Genomic DNA, 19,370 nt, shown 5'->3' with positions numbered 1-19,370 from the left:
TTAAAGAATAGAATTATTTTAGATGCCTACCAAGGGACGGCAGGAGGCTTTTCACTTATCTAGCTTAGAATGAGGCACAAAGATAGGCTACAAAGAATCAGGTTCATAGCACATATTGTATAAATCTTCCATGGTGCCTTTGAACACGTTCAGGTCCAGGTTGCCCTTTACACCTTTCAGTTTGCCGTTCTCTGTGTGCTGCCAGAAGACCCAGTTATGGTTGGCCAGCACATGGTTGTTTTCTGGGGTGTAGTGGGCTATCCAGAGGGGGTAATCATCAAAATGGCCGGCCAGGTGCTTTTCATAGAAAGCGTAGTTGGTGTAGATGATGGGTTTAATGTCATACTCCTCTTCTACCATATCCAGCCACAATTGTACCCCCGCCCTCATCTCCTCATCCGGCTGGTGGTTGGTGACCTCTACGTCCAGTACCGGGGGCAGATCGCCGGCCTCCAGCTTTACCCGGTCCAGGAAGTTACGGGCCTGCTTTTCAGCGTCTCTGGCCGGAAGGAAGAAATGGTAAGCCCCTCTCAGCACCTCATGCTTTTTGGCTTGTTTCCAGTGGCGGGCAAAATACCGGTCCTGGTGGGTGATGCCTTCGGTGGCCTTAATAAAGGAGAAGGCTATTTTCTGGGCTTTTACCTGTTTCCAGTCTATTTGCCGGTTATGATGCGAGATGTCAAGACCTATTACTTCATACCCGTCTGGCCGGAACGCCGTGAGGGAATTTGAATGGGTAACTTCCTCTACCTTGTGCCGGAAGAATGCCAGCCGGCCACCCTCTTTGTAGTATTCAATGGCCAGACACAGCAGAATAAAACCCAGAATTCCCAGCGAAAGGGGTTTCCACCAGGTGCCGGCCTGCGGGGCAGGCTTCTTACGGGTACTGGGTTTGCGGGGTCGCTTTGGGGTGCTGGTTGCCACTGCTGATCAAGAGAGAAATTATAACGCAGGAAAAGGACCTGCAATTCAACTGCTCCCCCTTTCCTCTCTCCAAAAATACCAAATCTTTTTGGCAAACGGAGCACCCGCTAGCCAGCCCTAAAAAAGAAAACCCCACCGGCATTGGCCGGTGGGGTTTTAAGATTCAAAAGAACAAAGGATTATGCGCCCCGTCCGTGCATCATGTGCAACAGTTTCTTGGCAATGGCCACCAGCAACAAACCAGCAGCAATCACAAATCCGGCAATGAGTCCAAACACCTGCAGAGGCCCTAAGATTTCAACGTATGCGGCAATGTAGCCACCAGCGATCTGCGCCACGAAAGGTGCCAGGAACCATACGCCCATCAGCATGGAAGTATAGGCCAATGGAGACAAGCGTGACACCATAGACAAGCCTATGGGTGACAGGCAGAGTTCGCCAATGGTATGGAAGAAGTAGGTGGCAATTAACCAGAAAATGCTAGCCTTGATGGTTTCATCTTCAATGTTACCACCTCTTTGCAATACCGCGCCCACCATGAAAAGGAAGCCCAGACCCAACAGAATCATACCCAAGCCCATTTTCACGGGAATACTCAAATCTTTACCTCTTTTGCTAAGGGTTAACCACAAATTGGCGGTGATTGGGGCAAAGGCCACAATAAAGAGTGGGTTCACAGACTGGAACCAAGCCGTTGGAATCAGGAACCCGAAAACCTCGCGGTCAATGTACTTGTCGGTGTACAAGGAAAGCGAAGAACCTGCTTGCTCAAAGCCAGCCCAGAAGAACACCACAAACAGCGTAATAATAAAGATCACCGCCATTCTATCGGTTTCCTCTTTGGTCAAAGGTGCTTTCACCACAGGATTGTTCTTGTCAACCTTTCCGTCTGGCTCCACACCCACAGAACCCAGGTATTTAGGGGCCAGCAGGTTAAAGGCAATCTGCCCGATCACCATACCAATACCAGCCGCCAGGAAGCCATAACGGAAACCGTATTCACTTACCACGGTAATACCGTCTACCACCGTTTTGGTAGCGAAAATGTCTTCGGCCAGAATACCGCACACCAATGGGGCCGCAAAGGCACCCAGGTTAATACCCATATAGAAGATGGTGAAGGCGGCGTCACGACGGTGGTCTCCCTGCTCATACAACTTGCCTACTATGGCAGAAATATTGGGCTTGAAGAAACCATTCCCGATGATGATCAAAAGAAGGCCTACGGCGGTCATCATAGGAATACCCATGATGGCGCCCATATTAGTCATGTCTGGGGTAGAGAAAAGGGAGAACTGGCCCAAGGCCATTAACACCCCGCCTATTAAGATAGAGCGCCGTTGGCCTATATATCTTTCTGCCAACCAGCCCCCAATGATGGGGGTGAAATAAACAAAGCCGGTAAAGTAGCCGTAGATTAGGTTACCGGTAGACTCGGCAATGCCTAGTCCGCCCGCTACTGCCGCTTTGGTCAAATAAAGAATAAGAAGTCCACGCATTCCGTAGTAGCTGAACCGCTCCCACATCTCGGTGAAAAACAAAAGGTATAACCCCGGAGGATGCCCTTTCTTGATTGTTGCGTCTTGCATGTGTACTTAAAGGTTTTTCGTAAAAATTGTTTGTTTGGCTCTGTTTTACAAAGAATACATGAAAGTAAATGTATCATCTTATATGCATTTATTCAAATATGGTGCCTTTTAAATAAAGCTTGGCGTGTTTTCTGGCCCTTTGTAAAACAAACAACCGTTAGCTATAGTAATTATTTGGCCTTTTTTATAATTTTGAAAATCGGGATTATGAAACGGTAGTCCATTTTGAAATTTTAAAAATTAAAGCTTCCTTTATGAAAGAATTTGGCAAGCATTCTAGCACCATGAATTTAAGTAGCTTAGGTATTTCACAAGCCCGGGAAATTCTCTGGAACCTTACTCCGGCTGAATTGGTGGAAGAAGCCTTGAAGAATGGAGAAGGCTTTCTTACCGACACCGGGGCGCTTATGTGTGACACCGGTACTTTTACCGGCCGCTCTCCCAAAGACCGTTTTGTGGTAAAAGATGCCGAGACCGAGAACTCAGTGTGGTGGGGGGATGTAAACATTGCCTTTGATCCTGCCAAATTTGAAGCGCTATACCAGAAAATGGTCGCCCACCTGGCTGGCAGCAAGCTGTACGTACGTGACGCCTACGCTGGCGCGCACCCAGAATATCGCCTGAACCTACGTATCATCAACACCCAGGCCTGGCATAACCTGTTCTGCCATAATATGTTCCTGCGGCTTTCTGAAGAGGAACTTGAGCAGCACGTGCCTGATTTCACCATCCTCAACATCCCAGAGTTTCAGGCAGACCCCGCCGTAGACGGTACCCGTCAGGCCAACTTTGCTATCATCAACTTCTCCCGTAAACTCATCTTATTGGGTGGCACCGGGTATGCCGGCGAGATGAAGAAAGGCATTTTCTCTGTGCTGAATTACCTGTTGCCGCACAAGCGCAACGTCTTGTCTATGCACTGCTCCGCTAACGTGGGCAAGGACGGTGATACCGCTATTTTCTTCGGGCTTTCAGGTACAGGTAAAACCACCTTGTCAGCAGATCCGCACCGCGGCCTTATTGGTGACGATGAGCATGGCTGGGATAAAGACGGCATCTTCAACTTTGAAGGAGGCTGTTACGCTAAGATCATTGACCTTACCCGTGAGAAAGAACCGCAAATCTATGACGCCATCCGTTTTGGGGCCATTGTAGAGAACTCGCGTTTCATTCCGGGCTCCCGCACCGTAGACTTTACAAACAAAACCGTAACGGAGAACACCCGCACGGCCTACCCTATCAACCACATAGACAACGCCATTGAGCCGTCCAGGGCCGGAAATCCACAGAATATTTTCTTCCTGACCGCCGATGCCTTTGGGGTACTGCCTCCTATCTCCCGCCTGAACAAAAGCCAGGCCATGTACCACTTCATCTCCGGCTATACCGCCAAGGTGGCGGGCACGGAGGTAGGGATTGTAGAACCGCAGACCACCTTCTCGGCCTGTTTTGGGGCAGCCTTCCTTCCGTTGCACCCAACTACGTACGCTGAGATGCTGGGCAAGAAAATGACCGAGAACAACGTGAATGTGTGGCTAGTGAACACCGGCTGGACCGGAGGCGTGTACGGCGTGGGCTCCCGCATGAAATTGAGCTACACCCGGGCTATGATCACCGCCGCCCTTAACGGAGAGCTGCAAGACATGCCATTCCACAAGCACCCGGTATTTGGCGTTGAGATGCCAGATTCCTGCCCTAACGTACCTTCAGAAATCCTGAACCCGCGTAACACCTGGTCCAACAAAGACGCCTATGACCATAAAGCCAATGAATTGGCTGTTGCCTTCATCAGAAACTTCAGCAAGTACTCAGACTACGCCAACCAAGAGATCCTGGCCGGTGCGCCTGAGGCAGTTGTAGCAGTGTAAGACTTTAATTATTTCCTTCAACCTTATTAAAGCCTTCTATTTTATGGAAGGCTTTTTTTATGGAGTACATGGCGCTGAGCGTTTTTAGCTTATTTTTGGGAAAACAGGCTCAAAACAGAAACCGCATGCACCTTTTCTTCACCTCAGACCTTGCCCCCGCCAGCACCTCCTACACCTTGTCTGAGGAAGAATCAAAGCACTGCGCCCGGGTGCTTAGGTTAGGCGCCGGTGATGCCGTGACGCTTATTGACGGGCGGGGCGGCTGGTATGAAGCACAGATTGCAGACGCCAACCCTAAAAAGACCAGGCTCAGCATTTTAAAGCATACCCAAGACCCTTTCCAGCGGCCCTACAAAATCCACGTGGCGGTGGCCCCCACCAAGAACATGGACCGCATAGAGTGGTTTTTGGAGAAAGCCGTGGAGATGGGCATTGACGAGGTCACCTTTCTGCAATGCGCCCGCTCAGAGCGCAAAGCCGTGAATATGGACCGCATAGAAAAGATTGCCGTGAGCGCCATGAAGCAGTCCATGAAAGCCCAGTTGCCCACCTTGCGTCCTTTGACCCGCTACGCGGATTTCCTGGCCCAGCCACAAGAAGGTCAGAAGTTCATTGCCCACCTAGTGGAGGGGCAGGAACGGCATTCGTTGGCCAAGAGTATTTCCGGTAATGATACGTACACTATCCTGATTGGCCCTGAAGGCGACTTCAGTCCGGAGGAAGTGGCGCAGGCATTGCAGGCAGGGTATAAACCTGTTACCCTGGGCCAGAGCCGGCTACGCACCGAAACCGCCGCACTTGCTGCTTGCCATACCATTCATGTGGTTTTAGAAGTTTAACGTTTTAGGCCTCTTTTCTGAAAAACAATGCATAAACGGCTTTTCCTTTGGGGATTACTTTTTTTACTAGCTACGGCCACGGCCTGGATGCAACGGCCCAGCTTCAGGATTGCGCGCCTCAAATACGGTGGCGGCGGTGACTGGTACGCCAACAAGACCTCCTTGCCCAACCTCATCTCTTTCTGCAACCGAGAACTGAAGGCCAACATCGCGCCCCAAGAAGAAAGCGTGGAACCGGGTAGCCCCGAGATCTTTGACTACCCCTTTGTGCACATGACGGGCCACGGCAACGTGATCTTCACCCCCGCCGAGGCCCAGAACCTGCGCAAATACCTCTCTGGCGGCGGTTTCCTGCACATAGATGATAACTACGGGCTAGACAAGTTCGCGCGGCGCGAGATGAAAAAGGTCTTCCCCGAGCTGGACTTCATTGAGTTGCCGTTCAACCACCCGGTATACCACCAGAAATTCAACTTCCCCCGCGGCCTGCCCAAGATCCATGAGCACGACAACAAACCGGCCCAGGGCTTCGGGATCATCTATCAAGGCCGGCTGGTATGTTTCTATTCCTATGAATGTGACCTGGGCAACGGGTGGGAAGACCAATCGGTGCACAATGACCCGCCGGAGAAACACCAGGCCGCCTTGCGGATGGGCGCTAATTTGGTAGCTTACGCCTTGACAAACTTCTAAACTACTCTTCCCTGCTTCCCATGAAACTCCCCCTCTTGCTCGTGCTTCTGCTTCCCGGGACCCTTGGTTGGGCGCAAACCTTCACCCCTCCCGTTTTCCCTTCCTCCGGCAAAAGCACCCAGAGCTTCCTCCTTCCCAACTGGCGGCTGAAAACCAGTGCCCAGGGAGACCTGAACGGCGACAAGGTACCCGACCTGGCCTTGGTAGTGGAACTGCAAGACACCATTCAGGAAAGCAGGCCGGATGGCAGCGAGAACCTGGGCAGCCCGCGTGTACTCCTAATCCTGTTCAAAAACCCGCAAACGGGCCTTTATGAGAAAGCCGCCCAACACAATACCTTTATTCTGCGGTACGGCGAAGGCGGGATGGACCCCGAGCCCTTTGGCCAGATCAGCATCAAGAACCGGGTGCTAGAGGTGTCCTTTGACTACCTCAGAAGCAATGCGGCATATAAATTCAGGTACCAGCAAAACGAGTTCAAATTAATTGGCGCTACTATTAACAGTATCTCTCGGGACCAGGTGAACTGCTGGGACATCAACTTCTCCACCAAAAAAGCCTTGCATGAATGGGGCAGCATATCAGACAAAAATTTAAAACAGGAATGGAAAACCGTAGCCGGTCCACAACTTAAAAGCTTGCAGGAGTTGCTCATGCCTAATACCTTGGAAGTGTTGCCTGGCGTTTTTATCTAACTTCTGTACTTTCAAAAATCTTAACCTTTCTGAAAGGCTATTTCCCGTTTTGGGCCTGTTTTTCATAAAACAGGCCCAAAACGGGATTCTTTATGTGCCTCACGCATAAAATGTAAGGTCCTGTTTTCTAAACTCCCCGCACTTTTTTTGTATTTTTGAGGTTAGGACCCATAGGGTTTTGGCAACAGCGCATGGAATTAGCAAGATTAGAGATCAAAGGCTTTAAGAGCTTCGGCGATAAGGTCACCATTAACTTTGACAGTGGCATCACCGGCATTGTGGGGCCTAACGGCTGCGGCAAGTCCAACATCGTAGACGCCATCAGGTGGGTACTGGGCGAGCAAAAGACCAGGAACCTGCGCTCAGACAAGATGGAGAGCGTGATTTTCAACGGCACCAAGAACCGCAAGCCCCAGCAGCTGGCCGAAGTCTCGCTTACCTTCAACAACAACAAAGGCATCCTGCCCACCGAGTATTCGCAGGTGACCATCACCCGCCGCTACTACCGCAGCGGCGAGAGCGAGTACCTGCTCAATAACGTCACCTGCCGCCTCAAAGACATCAATGACCTCTTTCTGGACACCGGAATCGGGTCAGACTCTTACGCCATCATTGAGCTCAAGATGGTGGATGATATCCTCACGGACAAAGACAACTCCCGCCGGAACCTGTTTGAGGAAGCCGCCGGTATCTCCAAATTCAAAGTCCGCAAGAAGCAGACGCTCAAGAAACTGGAAGAGACCGATGCCGACCTGGAGCGCGTGGAGGACGTGCTGTTTGAGATTGGAAAGAACCTGAAAAGCCTGGAGCGCCAGGCACGCACCGCCGAGAGGTATATTTCCCTCAAGGACGATTACAAGAAGCTGAGCCTGGAATACGCCCGCCGCAACATAGGCCACCACCAGGAGGCCCTGGAGCGCCTGGAGAACGAGCTGCAGAAAGAAACCCAGCGCAAAGGCGGCTACTCAGAGGAACTCACCATTCTAGAAGACACTCTGCAGGAGCAAAAAACCCTCTTAGACCGTACCCAACTGCAGCTGCAAAACACCCAAAACGAGGTGCACGAGCACACCAGCCAACTGCGCCAGCTGGAAAACGAAATCAAGATCAAGAACGAGCGCAACCTCTACTTGCAGGAACGGGTGAAAACCCTGGGCATGCAGATCAACCAGGACACCAGCAACATCACCCAAACAGAGAACAGCCTGGGCCAGCTGCAGAACGACCTGGAACAGGTGCAGGAAGAGCTGCTTATCTCTGAGGAGCAGCTGGGCATGACCAAAAAGGAGATGGAGCACGTAAGCAGCCAGAAGGCTGATTTGCAGCGCGAGCTCCAGGAAAAATCATTGGCCCAGCGCCAGATCCAGAACGAGGCTTTCACGCTCAACAAAAGCATTGAGATCACCCAGATGCAGATCCAGGGCCACCGCCAGGAACTGGAGCGTTTGCAGCAGATGGAAGGCCACGAGAACGAGATCGCCCAGCAGTATGAATCGGCGCTAGCCGAGACCCAGAGCTTGCTGGAAGATGCTCAGGCCAACCTGACCCACCTGCAAGAGGCTGAGAACCTGCTGCGCGAGGAAATGACCAACACGGAAAATACCCTGCAGGAGTACCGCCAGCAACTCATTGACTTAAACCGGGAGCTGGACGCCAAGAAGAACCAGTACAACCTCATGAAGTCCTTGGTTGATAACCTGGAAGGATTCCCGGAGGCCATCAAGTTCCTATACAAGTCAGAGAACTGGCAGAAGCCGGCCCCGCTCCTCTCAGATATTATTTCCTGCGAGCCCGAGTACAAGAACCTCATTGAGACGTACCTGGAGCCGTACATGAACTTCTTCGTGGTAGACTCCGCCATCGAGGCCGTGGAAGCCATTGAGCTCCTGAAAGAGGAAAACAAGGGGCGCGCCAACTTCATCATCCTCTCTGAGGTGGAGGAATTGGAAATGCCGGCCACCCTGAGCACCCCTAAGTACAAAGCCGCCCTGGAAGTGGTGGCCTCTGAGGAGAAATACCACCCGCTGCTGCGCTACATGCTCAATGAGGTGTATCTAAGTGAGACCGCAGACACGGAGCTTTTCCTGAGCGATGGTCGCACCTATATCCTGACGGATGGCTCGGTGATCAAGAAGCCGTTGAGCCTTTCGGGCGGGTCCCAGGGCCTTTTTGACGGCAACCGTTTGGGACGTAAGCAGAACCTGGAGAAACTGGAAGAGGAACTGGAGACCTTGAAAGAGGACCAGGAAAAGATGAAGATCCGGATCAGTACCCTGCAGCAGGTACTGCAGAACCAGAAGGAAGGCACCCTACAGGACCAGATTAGGTTGCAGGAGCGTGATATCAATGCCTTGCAGCAGGAGCTGGTGAGCCACAAGGTGCGCTATGAGCAGTTCCTTTTAAATCAGCAGAATCAGGCAAGCAAGAAAGACGAGCTGTTTGAGAAGGTGCAGGAACTAGGCGATAAACTGGCCGAGCTCCTCCCCGATGCGGAAAGCAAGAACCTGGCGTTGAAGAGTTTCGAGCAGGACTTAGCCGGTTTAGGTCAGGTACTGGAGAAACAAAACGAGATCATCACGGAGGTAAGCGCCATCTTCAACCAGGAGAACATCAAGTTCCACCAGTTGAAGAACCGCCTGCAGAGCATTCAGCAGGAACTGGCCTACAAGCAGAAAACCGTCATGAACCACCAGGAGCGCCTGGTGCAGCTTCAAGATGAGCTGAACCGCGCCGAGGACGAGACCGTGGCCCTGACCCAGTTTGTGGAAGACCAGAACCAGCTGTTGGAAGAAGGCATGGTGGCCCGCAAAGAACTGGCCAAAGAACTGGAGGAAGTGGAGAAAGCCTACTTCCAGCTGCGCGGGGAGATTGATGAGAAAGAAAAAGCCATAAGGGAACTGCAGCGCAAAAAGGAAAATACCGACGAGGTGTTCCAGTCTATGCAGCAAGCCATAACCGATACCCGCATCAAACTGGTGTCTGTGATTGAGCGCCTTTCCGCGGAGTTCAACATGAGCCCCGAGGATCTGTCTGAGGCCCCTACCGAGCAGCTGGAGATCAGCAACGAGGAATTGAGCCAGCAGGTGCACGCCGTGAAGCAGAAACTTGATAACGTGGGTCCGGTGAACCCAATGGCCGCCGAGGCCTATTCTGAGATTGAAACCCGCCACCAGTTTATCCTTACCCAGAAAAATGACCTGGTAGACGCCAAGCTACAGCTGTTGGATACCATAGCCGAGATTGACACCGTGGCCAAGGAGAAATACCTCACGGCCTTTGACCAGATCAAGGAGAACTTCATCCGGGTGTTCCGGTCGCTCTTCACCGAGGAGGACACCTGCGATCTGTACATTGCCGACCCGAGCAACCCGCTGGAGTCTAAGATTGAGATCATGGCCCGACCTAAAGGAAAACGCCCACTCACCATCAATCAGCTGTCAGGCGGGGAGAAAACGTTAACGGCTATCTCATTGCTGTTTGCCATCTACCTTCTCAAACCCGCCCCCTTCTGTATCTTTGACGAAGTGGACGCTCCGCTGGATGATGCCAACATTGACAAGTTCAACAACATTGTGAAGAAGTTCTCCGGTGATTCGCAGTTCATTGTTGTAACCCACAACAAACGCACCATGGTCTCCACTGATGTGATTTACGGCATCACCATGCTGGAGGCCGGCGTGTCCAGGGTCATCCCCGTGGACTTACGCGAGTTGGCCCCTGAGCCGGAGACGGAAACTGCTTTATCTGCCTAGCCTAACAAAAGCGAAAGCCGAAATACGTTTTGGGCCTGTTTTCCAGAAAACAGGCCCAAAACAGAAAAGCCGCTACTCATCTAAGAGTAGCGGCTTTTCTGTTTTGGGTATACGCCCTTTAAATAAAGTTTAGGACATTTATTAAGGACAGAGACAAAACCAGTGAATCACCATTCCCTTTTTTGCTACTCTGGAAGGATATTGGTAGCAAACGTCAATAGCGGTTAGATAAATGGTGTCTTGGTCGCCCTCAAGGTCCTTACAGGATGACTGAAGATGAGTTTATATGGGAATCTACTTATCCCGCTCACCTTTGTTGGTTTTCTCACCAACAACAGTGAGTGCCGTCGCCAGGAGTATGAGCAATTACAGGAGCTAACATTTCTGAAGTCCCTTTTTAGGATCAACCAATTTTCAACCATAAACAAAAAGCGTTTCGGGCCTGTTTTCTGAAAAACAGGCCCGAAACGCTTTAGATATTCATGCTCATTTTTACCGTACGCCCTGGCTGGGGTACTTGGGGGTAACAGTTCGGTAGAAGGCCAGGATTTTTTCCATATCGGCATCAAAGTCACCGGTGGGGTAAATGGCGGGGCCTATGCCCGCTTCTTTTTTAGCGTAGTCCAGGTAGCCCAGCATGATAGGAACACCGGCGCCCACGGCGGTGTGGTAAAAGCCTTTTTTCCAGCGGGGTTGGTATTTGCGGGTGCCTTCAGGGGTGACCAGCATCACCATATGTTCGTTATTCCGGAAGATATCAATCATGGCGGCCACCAGGTTGTTGTTCTTTTTGCGGTCTACAGGCACCGCCCCCATGGCTTTTAAGAGATACCCCATCGGGAAGAAGAAAGCTTCTTTCTTGATAGTAAGCTTTACGGGGACTTCCATGAGGTAAAAGGCAGCACGGGCAAACACGAAGTCCCAGTTACTGGTGTGCGGTGCGGCCACCATAATGGCTTGCTTAATGTTAGGCGGCATGCCGCCTTTCAGTTTCCAACCAGCTACCTTAAAGATGACCTTTGCTAATGCCTTTCCAAACATACTTTTATAATAGGATTCAAATACAATTATACAAAAAAACCAGCGTAAAGCTGGTTTTCAATCCTGAGTTAGGAAAGGTTATAATTTGAACCGTCGTTCCTGGAAGAGATAAATCTGGACGCCTATGTTCAGCAGGGGACCAATTTCAGTACGCTTAGATTTGGCTTCTGATTGGTTTACCTCTTCATAGTAAGAAACCAGCAGGGCGGGCTCTACCGCTACCTTAGGGTTAATGAAGATGGCATAGCCCACGCCGGCCCTAAACTCATGGGCTTGCTTTTTGGTACTGCCTGGCTTGTTGATTTTGCCCAGGGCGGCGCTGCCTTCCCCAAAAATGCCATTGTCTAAATAGTACCTGGCAAATGGTCCGGCCAAGGCAACGGTACTATTGGTGCCGGCCTGGTCTTCCATCTGCAGCCGCTCATGGTTTACAGAGGCTCTTACACCCAAAGCCACGTCATCCCAAACAAAGTAACCTACTTTCCCGTCCAGCGAAAAATTTTGCTTGTTGCCCGTAATTTTATCATCAATGGTCGTTTCCGAGACTCTGCTATAGGAACCGGCCACGCTTCCCCCCACCATCACTGAATGTTTTATCACCTTGGCCGGTATCAAAAAACCTCTGTTTTCCTGGGCTTTCACTTGGGTAATCCCCAATAAAAATATACCCGCGTAAAGTAACTTTCTCATACAGTTTTTAATTAGGTGGAATAATACCTTTCGCCTTATACGATTCTTAATATCGTAAAAAGTTAATTTTTCAAATTAAAGAATGGTATTATTTATATATACAGAAACTATTTATTTGGCGACAGGAGCGCCTCTATTTCTTTTGAAAGGGATAACGCGTGTTCGTACCCAATAGTATACAGTTCCTGGGCTTTGTTTAGCGCATAGACGGGGTATTCCTTCAGGAGCGGAGGCTCCAGGAAGAGATCGCAGAGCGTAAGGCGCTGTTGCACATTGCTTAAGATGGCCAGATGGAAAATCCGCTCTGTGACCTGCCGTATGTTTCTGATGTTGGCTTTCCGGTGGGTGGGGTTCACGTGCACCCCAATGATTTGGTCACACTCCCCTTTCAGGCATTCTACCGGAAAATTGTTTAGGATACCGCCATCCACCAATAACTTGTGACCCAGGGCCAGCGGTTTAAAGAGAATAGGAACCGCAGAGGAAGCTTTCAAGGCTTCTACCAAAGATCCCTGCGTGAAATAAACTGTGCTGCCCTCTACCAGGTCCAGGGCAGAGATTATGAGTTTAATAGGCAGCTCCTCAAAGGAAGTGCCGCCCAGGTATTCTTCAAAAATCTTGTGAAGGGGCTGGGTTTGCAACAGCCCGGTATGCAGGGCAGGCCTAAACAGCCGTTGCATAGATAAATCAGAGATAATCCTGAGGACTTCTGAAGGCGGGAACCCAGCCGCAAAAAAAGCACCGGCAATGGCCCCGGAACTAACCCCCGAAATGGCAGTAATAGGCACCCCTATTTCTGTCAAGGCCTGCAAGACCCCTAAATGGGCAATGCCCCGGGCAGCGCCACCAGACAAGCAAAGCCCAACCGATCCCATTATAACTCAGAAAGCCGGAAGGTTTGGTCAACCCGCACGCCTTTCTCAGTCATTTTCACGGTGCAGCATTCGTGCTGGGCATCATGCTCAAAAAACAGCACCCATTGCTCCTCTGCCGCACGGTTCAGGAAAATCTCTTTTTCCTGTAAGGTAATCAGCGGACGGGTATCATACCCCATGACATAGGGCAAGGGCAAATGCCCCACCGACGGTAAAAGGTCGGCCACAAAGCAAACAGTGCGGCCCTTGTATTGGAGGCGCGGCACCATCATTTTGTCTGTATGGCCGTCTACGTAAGTAATATCAAATCCTGGGGAGAAGGTCTCCTGCCCCACCGGCACAAAGTTTAACTGCCCGCTTTCCTGAATAGGTAAGATGTTTTCCTTTATGAAACTGGCCTTTTCACGAGGGTTAGGCACGGTGGCCCATTGCCAGTGGTCCTGGTTGCTCCAGTACCGGGCATTGGGAAAGACCGTTTCCAGAGTGCCGTCCTGGCCGTTTTTCACAGACCCGCCGCAATGGTCAAAATGCAGGTGGGTCAAAAAAACGTCTGTAATATCTGAATAGTCAAACCCAGCGGACCGCAAAGATTTCTCCAGGCTATCATCGCCGTGCAGGTAATAATGGCTGAAGAATTTGGCGTCCTGCTTGTCCCCTATCCCGTTATCGATCAACACCAGGCGGTTGCCGTCTTCCACCAGCAGGCAACGCATGGCCCAGGTGCAGAGGTTATTCTCATCTGCGGGGTTAGTGCGCTGCCAAATGCTTTTGGGCACCACGCCAAACATGGCGCCGCCGTCCAGCTTAAAGTTTCCGGTATTAATAGGGTACAGAGTCAGAGCCATAGCCTGCGTGCGTTTTGAGGGTGTTTTTAGAAAAAGAGGGGTAAAACGGAATTACTCTTCTACTACGCCCATTTCCCCAAACTTCTCAATGCGCTGCATGATCCGGTCTTCGGGAGAAATGGCCTCCAGTTCTTCCAGGGTAGAAAGAATCTTTTTCTGAAGCAGCTTCATCATCTTATCTGGGTTCACGTGCGCGCCGCCCAGGGGCTCTTTGATAATGCCGTCTACCAGCTTGTTGCCCAGCATATCTTTGGCGGTAAGCTTAAGGGCCTCAGCGGCCTGCTCCTTGAAGTTCCAGCTGCGCCATAAGATAGAGGAGCAAGACTCAGGTGAGATCACAGAATACCAGGTATTTTCAAGCATGAATACGCGGTCGCCAATACCAATCCCCAGGGCGCCGCCCGAAGCACCTTCGCCTATAATAATACAGATCACGGGCACCTTGAGCATGAACATCTCTTTAAGGTTACGCGCAATGGCTTCTCCCTGCCCTCTTTCTTCGGCCTCCAGGCCCGGGAAGGCACCAGGGGTATCTATAAGGGTTACAATAGGCTTATTGAATTTCTCAGCGAGCTTCATCAGACGCAGGGCCTTGCGGTAGCCTTCAGGGTTGGCCATCCCGAAATTACGGAACTGCCGCTCTTTGGTGTTACGGCCTTTTTGCTGGCCAATGAACATCACGGTCTGGCCTTCTATCTGCCCAAAACCGCCCACCATGGCTTTATCGTCTTTCACGTTACGGTCACCGTGCAATTCAATAAACGAGGACGTAATTCCTTTTATATAGTCTAAGGTATAGGGCCGGTCTATGTGCCGTGACAGCTGCACCCGCTGCCAGCGGGTAAGGTTAGCGTAGGTCTCCTTTTTGAGGGACTTTATTTTCTCCTCCAGAGCCTGTACCGCCTCACTTACGTCTACCTGACTTTCAGAAGCCAGTTTTTTCATTTCGGCTAGTTTCCCTTCAAGGGAAGCGATGGGTTGTTCAAAATCTAACAGCATAGGTATGCCCCTTACGTTTTGCTAAAGTGTGGCTACAAAGGTAAACGAAACTTGCATAGTTTAGTAGTGGGAGTTTTAGCTTGTTTACTGGAAAATTTTCGGTTTGAGAATGAAGCGGTTACCTGCACCAGCGGCTTTCTTTCTCACTTTTTTAGGCCTGCCTGTTGTGTGGTAACATAAAGCCCCCCATATTTGCATCATCAAACAGGGCAAATGGCCTTGTAAGAAAAGTTGGTCCGGTAGTTCAGTTGGTTAGAATGCCGCCCTGTCACGGCGGAGGTCGCGGGTTCGAGTCCCGTCCGGACCGCAAGAAGCCCTCTCTTAGGAAACTGAGAGAGGGCTTTTGCTTTGAAGGGCCTGCCCTATTCTGGTGGTGGGTTTCTGTTTTAGGCCAATTTTCTTAAAAACAGGCTTTAAACAGAAAAGGCTTACTTTTTTTTAGTTTTAAAGAAGAGAGAGTTGCATCATAAAATTTAAGTCTACATATTTGCACCATCAAAACGGAACAACAGGTTCTGGAAGATAATTGGTCCGGTAGTTCAGTTGGTTAGAATGCCGCCCTGTCACGGCGGAGGTCGCGGGTTCGAGTCCCGTCCGGACCGCAAGAAGCCCTCTCTTAGGAAACTGAGAGAGGGCTTTTGCTTTTTATATGCTTTTTACATTTTAAATAAGGAGCCAAAAAGCTTGGATTCAATTCATTAGAAGGATAGTTCCTAATGCCACCTGCCAAAGGCAGCTAGATTTTTTCCGCAAAACTGCCTTCCATTTCTCTTGCAAGGCAAGACCTTATCCATTTCAATTAACTTCCCTTTCATTATAGAAAACCGTGTATTATAACCGGGTAGGAGATTTATTTTTTAAATTGCCCCATACCCATTAAACAAAAGCCGAGGGCGTCGGCCAGCGGGTTTACATCTTTTGCCCTACACCAATACCGTTGTATATGCATGGCTTTATAGTTCTGGAGTTAGAGAAATTTATCATGACCCAGTATGGCTTTACCGCCTGGAACGCTATTTCCAAAAAAGCCAATGCAACCAATATCTCTATTGATGGCAACCAGGTTTACCCCGATGCCATGGTCTTTACATTGGTAACAGAGGCTGTGGAATACATTCAGATGGAGCCTGGCACCTTTTTAGAACAGTTTGGAAAGGCCCTGGTACCCAATCTGCTCAAGGTGTACAAAGCCTATATTGACCCTTCCTGGAAAACGCTGGATATTCTTGAAAACACGGAGAACACCATGCACCATGCCGTCCGTACCAATAACCCCAATGTGACGCCTCCTATTCTGGAAATCACCAGAAAATCAAGCAAAGCCATGGAGATTATTTACCGGTCTAAACGCAACATCCCACAGTTGGGCCTGGGGATTATTAAAGGAATTGCAGCCTATTTTGGGGAATTACCTAGGCTATATATTACTCTAACTCCTTGTCAGGAAGAGGGAACTTACAGGTTTGACGTAGAACTTTCCGCCTAAACATTCCCCATATTTCTCCTTATTCTCTGCCTTCCTTTTTAATTAATGGGTTACGTGTAATTCAGTTAATAGATAGCTTCTTAGCTTCTCAGAAAGCCTTAATGAAATTTTAGTCAACACAGTATTTGGGAGTTTAACAACTGCCAAAGTAGAAGCCAAACTAAAACAGGCAAGCCAGGAAAAGTAATTCCCTGGCTTGCCTGTTTTAGTGTAACCTGATTCACCTCTACCCTCTAAATAATACCATTACCCTTGGCTGAAGTTTTCAAAGCTCCCATCTGAATAAAGCAAAATCACTTTCACTAATTGCTTCCCATCTACGGAAGAAGCCTGGTCAAGAGAAGCAGAACCCTTTTTACCTTCTTGCACTTTTTCTTTCTGCTTGGGGGCTTTCTCCTCTTCAATAGGAGATTCAGATACTCCGTCACTTCCAGATATTACGACAGGTTCCTGCTCTAATCCTTTTAGCATTTGGCCCTCACCCAGTAAAAGCCAGGCCGGAGAAAGATCAGGATACCGGGTTAAGATTTTCTGGACCACCTCCAGGCTGGCCTTATTTCTAGCGGATACCACGTGGCTGATCACCGGCCGCGCGACCCCAATCTCATCCGCAAACGCAGCCGGCCCCAAGCCGCACCAATCCAGGATCTCTTTAATTCTAGGCAATAGCTCTATCACTGAAACAATGTATTTAATCTAAACTAAAAAGAAGGAGTACATTTCCCTAGGACTGTTTGTTGTGGATTACTTAAGGAACCAAGCAGAAGACATACTTCACCTACATTCCATTAAGTATCTTATTTACAAACACTTTACTTGTTATCTCTCAAATTGAAACTTCCTAATATAATCGCAATTTAACAAAATTAAACCCAGTTTACATTTGTATTACAAATGTAAACTGGGTTTAATTTTGTTCTTTCCCCTCTCCACGGTTCCGTTAGCCGATTTTTCCACCTTAACCTTCACAAGTAATACCTATTTAATTCTTCTATTCTAGATATGACATCCTGACATCAACTTCTCTTGCTATTGGTCATTGTCCATATGAACGTTTTAAACAATGTGCATTCAATTACTTTGCCATCCAGCTAGAATTCCTCCCTCCTACGCCAGCTTACCTTCTCATCCAGCTTTCTCAAACTTTAAGTAAGGTAAAAGAAGCTTAGGGATTGATTGCCTTTTTTGCACTATTATTAGCCTTTCAATTCCATTGAGAAGTTCGCAATGAAAAGGCCCGGGTGCTGCTCAAAATTTGAGCAGCACCCGGGCCTCTGTTTCCTCTAAGGAACCCAGTATTTAAAACCAGGTTTTATCTAAAATAGGCCATCTCCAGGTCACGGTCGTGGTTGTAGATATCATCCCGGAAATGTACCGCACCATTGGCATCAACCCAGGCCGTGAAATAGACAATGTACACGGGTACCTTAGCAGTAAGGTTTACGTATTTTTCAGCCCCGCCATGCATAGCTGCATTTATGGAAGAAGCGTTCCATTGCTTCTGGTCTTTTAACAGATATTGCGCTAACTCAAACGGCTTTTCAATCCTGATACAGCCGTGGCTAAAGCCTCTTTCGGTTTGGTTAAAAAGGTGGTCAGCCGGAGTGTCATGCAGGTATATGTTTTTCTCATTTGGGAAAATGAATTTCACAAAACCCAAAGGGTTCTTTTTACCAGGTCGCTGACGCACTCTAAATTTTGATTCTTCATTTACAGAGTACCAGTCAATGGAAGAGGCAGGCAAGACTTCTACCTTATTGTTACCAATATCCTTCACCACTTCCATGTCATTTTGCGCCAGATAATTTGGGTTCTGGGCCTGGGCCGGCGCGATTTCCTCAGTTAAAATCTGGGGAGTAATGTTCCAATAAGGGTAAAAGACAATGTATTCCATTTTATCACTGAATACCGGGGTAGCATGCATTTCTTTTCCTACTACCACTTTCATGCTCATTACCTCTTTGTCTTTCTCCATCACGTGCATCATGTATTCCGGAATATTGATCAGTACATATTTATCTTCAAAGCGCTTAGGCACCCAGCGCCACCGCTCCATGTTAATGATTATCTGGTCAATTCTTTCCTCTACCGGCACGTTCATTTTCTTAAGCGTCTCCCCGCCTACCACTCCGTCTGGCTTCAGGCCGTGGCGAATCTGAAAGTTTTTCACCTCTGCGGCTAAACGGTCATCATATACCTGGCTGGTAGCGCCCGGGGCATTTTTCCCCAAAATACGGGCCCGCACCGACAGTACTACCTGAGAGGAGTCACCGGGCTTGAGCGGCTTCTGTACGTTTTCAATCTTAGGCCAGCCGCCTTGCTGCTTGGCCAGACGGTACTGCTTTAAGGCCTCGCGCAAGCGAATATAGCCCGGGTGCAGCGCCTCAAACTCATAGTAAGGGTAGCGGCTATCGCGCTCCTTCAAAATGGTTTGCAGGGCCTTGTGCAGCTTTATTTTGTTTCTTTTCACCTCCCACTCAATATTGTCCAGGCTACGGGGGTCAACAGTACCTTTATAAAAGTCTGAAGCGTAGTTAAAGTAAGAGGCCGTTAAGGTCACGTCCAGCTCTTCCTGTAACTTATGGCGAGTAGAATCATTTTTGGCCTGGTCTAGAGCCTGGAACATGGCTTTCAGGTCTTTTTTAGCGTAATCATTGGGGTTGAGTCCTTCCTGGTGGGCTTTGCTGATCACGTCCACCAGTTTTTGGGCCTGGGGCACCAGGGCGCCGTCTTTAAACCAGGCAAAGCGATATTGGCGCTCCCGGTAGAAAAGCTTCATCAGGTCCAGGTGTTCTTTAAACTCAGGGTCGCTTTTAGTGAACTGCACCACGTACACACTATCCGTTTGCTGCGGGTATTGCTTGGCGGCGGCTTTTGCTACTTTGGCTTTCTGCTTGTCGCCAGATTTGGTACAGGCAGAGACCACCAGAAAGCACATTAAAAAAAGCAAAAAGGGAATAAAGGCTTTATTTGATTTCATAGAGGTTGTTCCTATCATTGAGATGTGGTACTTATACTAATACCCTGTACAAAAAGTTTGACTTTCAGGGTTAAACCCAAAATAGGATAAAAAA

General features: G+C 49.3%; 15 protein-coding genes and 2 tRNA genes. 8 read left to right on the top strand and 9 right to left on the bottom strand.

Annotation, left to right across the window (positions count from 1 at the left end; all coding sequences use genetic code 11):
* Positions 1-87: 87 nt before the first annotated feature.
* Both ACYVJQ_RS08660 and ACYVJQ_RS08655 read right to left on the bottom strand, forming a co-directional pair.
* On the bottom strand, positions 88-924 hold the full coding sequence (locus tag ACYVJQ_RS08660) for a glycoside hydrolase family 25 protein (protein ID WP_460892675.1): 837 nt from the start codon (positions 922-924) through the stop codon (positions 88-90).
* 179 nt (positions 925-1,103) lie between these two features.
* A complete protein-coding gene (locus tag ACYVJQ_RS08655; RefSeq protein WP_460892674.1) occupies positions 1,104-2,513 on the bottom strand; it encodes a peptide MFS transporter in 1,410 nt (469 codons plus the stop codon).
* 254 nt (positions 2,514-2,767) lie between these two features.
* On the opposite strand from ACYVJQ_RS08655, the gene pckA reads away from it, so the two are divergent.
* The 5 genes from pckA (at position 2,768) to smc (ending at position 10,360) form a co-directional block, all read left to right on the top strand.
* Complete coding sequence (gene pckA, locus ACYVJQ_RS08650; protein ID WP_460892673.1) at positions 2,768-4,381, top strand: phosphoenolpyruvate carboxykinase (ATP); 1,614 nt, start codon at positions 2,768-2,770, stop codon at positions 4,379-4,381.
* A gap of 125 nt (positions 4,382-4,506) precedes the next feature.
* Positions 4,507-5,220, top strand: coding sequence for a 16S rRNA (uracil(1498)-N(3))-methyltransferase (locus ACYVJQ_RS08645; protein ID WP_460892672.1), 714 nt, complete (start codon positions 4,507-4,509; stop codon positions 5,218-5,220).
* Positions 5,221-5,307: 87 nt separating this feature from the next.
* The gene (locus ACYVJQ_RS08640) at positions 5,308-5,913 is read left to right on the top strand and encodes a DUF4159 domain-containing protein (RefSeq protein WP_460893590.1); all 606 of its coding nucleotides are present in this window, start codon (positions 5,308-5,310) and stop codon (positions 5,911-5,913) included.
* A gap of 20 nt (positions 5,914-5,933) precedes the next feature.
* Positions 5,934-6,608: a hypothetical protein gene (locus ACYVJQ_RS08635; RefSeq protein WP_460892671.1), complete on the top strand. Its 675-nt coding sequence runs from the start codon at positions 5,934-5,936 to the stop codon at positions 6,606-6,608.
* Between the two features lie 191 nt (positions 6,609-6,799).
* Entirely contained in the window at positions 6,800-10,360 is a 3,561-nt protein-coding gene (gene smc, locus ACYVJQ_RS08630) for a chromosome segregation protein SMC (protein ID WP_460892670.1), read from the top strand.
* A gap of 492 nt (positions 10,361-10,852) precedes the next feature.
* Here smc and ACYVJQ_RS08625 read toward each other — a convergent pair whose 3' ends face one another.
* The 5 genes from ACYVJQ_RS08625 to ACYVJQ_RS08605 form a co-directional block, all read right to left on the bottom strand.
* Complete coding sequence (locus ACYVJQ_RS08625; protein ID WP_460892669.1) at positions 10,853-11,401, bottom strand: 1-acyl-sn-glycerol-3-phosphate acyltransferase; 549 nt, start codon at positions 11,399-11,401, stop codon at positions 10,853-10,855.
* 78 nt (positions 11,402-11,479) lie between these two features.
* The gene (locus ACYVJQ_RS08620; RefSeq protein ID WP_460892668.1) at positions 11,480-12,091 is read right to left on the bottom strand and encodes a hypothetical protein; all 612 of its coding nucleotides are present in this window, start codon (positions 12,089-12,091) and stop codon (positions 11,480-11,482) included.
* Positions 12,092-12,198: 107 nt separating this feature from the next.
* Entirely contained in the window at positions 12,199-12,966 is a 768-nt protein-coding gene (locus ACYVJQ_RS08615; RefSeq protein WP_460892667.1) for a patatin-like phospholipase family protein, read from the bottom strand.
* A complete protein-coding gene (locus ACYVJQ_RS08610; RefSeq protein ID WP_460893589.1) occupies positions 12,966-13,805 on the bottom strand; it encodes an MBL fold metallo-hydrolase in 840 nt (279 codons plus the stop codon). The genes ACYVJQ_RS08615 and ACYVJQ_RS08610 overlap by 1 nt, the downstream gene beginning before the upstream one ends.
* 57 nt (positions 13,806-13,862) lie before the next feature.
* The gene (locus ACYVJQ_RS08605; protein ID WP_460892666.1) at positions 13,863-14,810 is read right to left on the bottom strand and encodes an acetyl-CoA carboxylase carboxyltransferase subunit alpha; all 948 of its coding nucleotides are present in this window, start codon (positions 14,808-14,810) and stop codon (positions 13,863-13,865) included.
* 233 nt (positions 14,811-15,043) lie between these two features.
* Here ACYVJQ_RS08605 and ACYVJQ_RS08600 point away from each other — a divergent pair.
* The 3 genes from ACYVJQ_RS08600 to ACYVJQ_RS08590 all read left to right on the top strand — a co-directional run bounded on the left by ACYVJQ_RS08600 (position 15,044) and on the right by ACYVJQ_RS08590 (position 16,296).
* Positions 15,044-15,117 (top strand) — tRNA-Asp (locus ACYVJQ_RS08600).
* Positions 15,118-15,338: 221 nt separating this feature from the next.
* Positions 15,339-15,412 (top strand) — tRNA-Asp (locus tag ACYVJQ_RS08595).
* Positions 15,413-15,753: 341 nt separating this feature from the next.
* The gene (locus tag ACYVJQ_RS08590; protein ID WP_460892665.1) at positions 15,754-16,296 is read left to right on the top strand and encodes a heme NO-binding domain-containing protein; all 543 of its coding nucleotides are present in this window, start codon (positions 15,754-15,756) and stop codon (positions 16,294-16,296) included.
* A 246-nt stretch (positions 16,297-16,542) separates the two neighbouring features.
* Here the strand turns inward: ACYVJQ_RS08590 and ACYVJQ_RS08585 are convergent, their stop codons facing one another.
* Both ACYVJQ_RS08585 and ACYVJQ_RS08580 read right to left on the bottom strand, forming a co-directional pair.
* Positions 16,543-16,962, bottom strand: a complete 420-nt coding sequence (locus tag ACYVJQ_RS08585; RefSeq protein ID WP_460892664.1) for a helix-turn-helix domain-containing protein — start codon at positions 16,960-16,962, stop codon at positions 16,543-16,545.
* 646 nt (positions 16,963-17,608) lie between these two features.
* On the bottom strand, positions 17,609-19,276 hold the full coding sequence (locus tag ACYVJQ_RS08580; RefSeq protein ID WP_460892663.1) for a L,D-transpeptidase family protein: 1,668 nt from the start codon (positions 19,274-19,276) through the stop codon (positions 17,609-17,611).
* Positions 19,277-19,370 lie beyond the last annotated feature (94 nt).

The organism is Rufibacter soli, from assembly GCF_054781795.1.
Note: the sequence above shows the minus strand (reverse complement) of the source record. Positions and strands in the feature narration are given on the sequence as shown.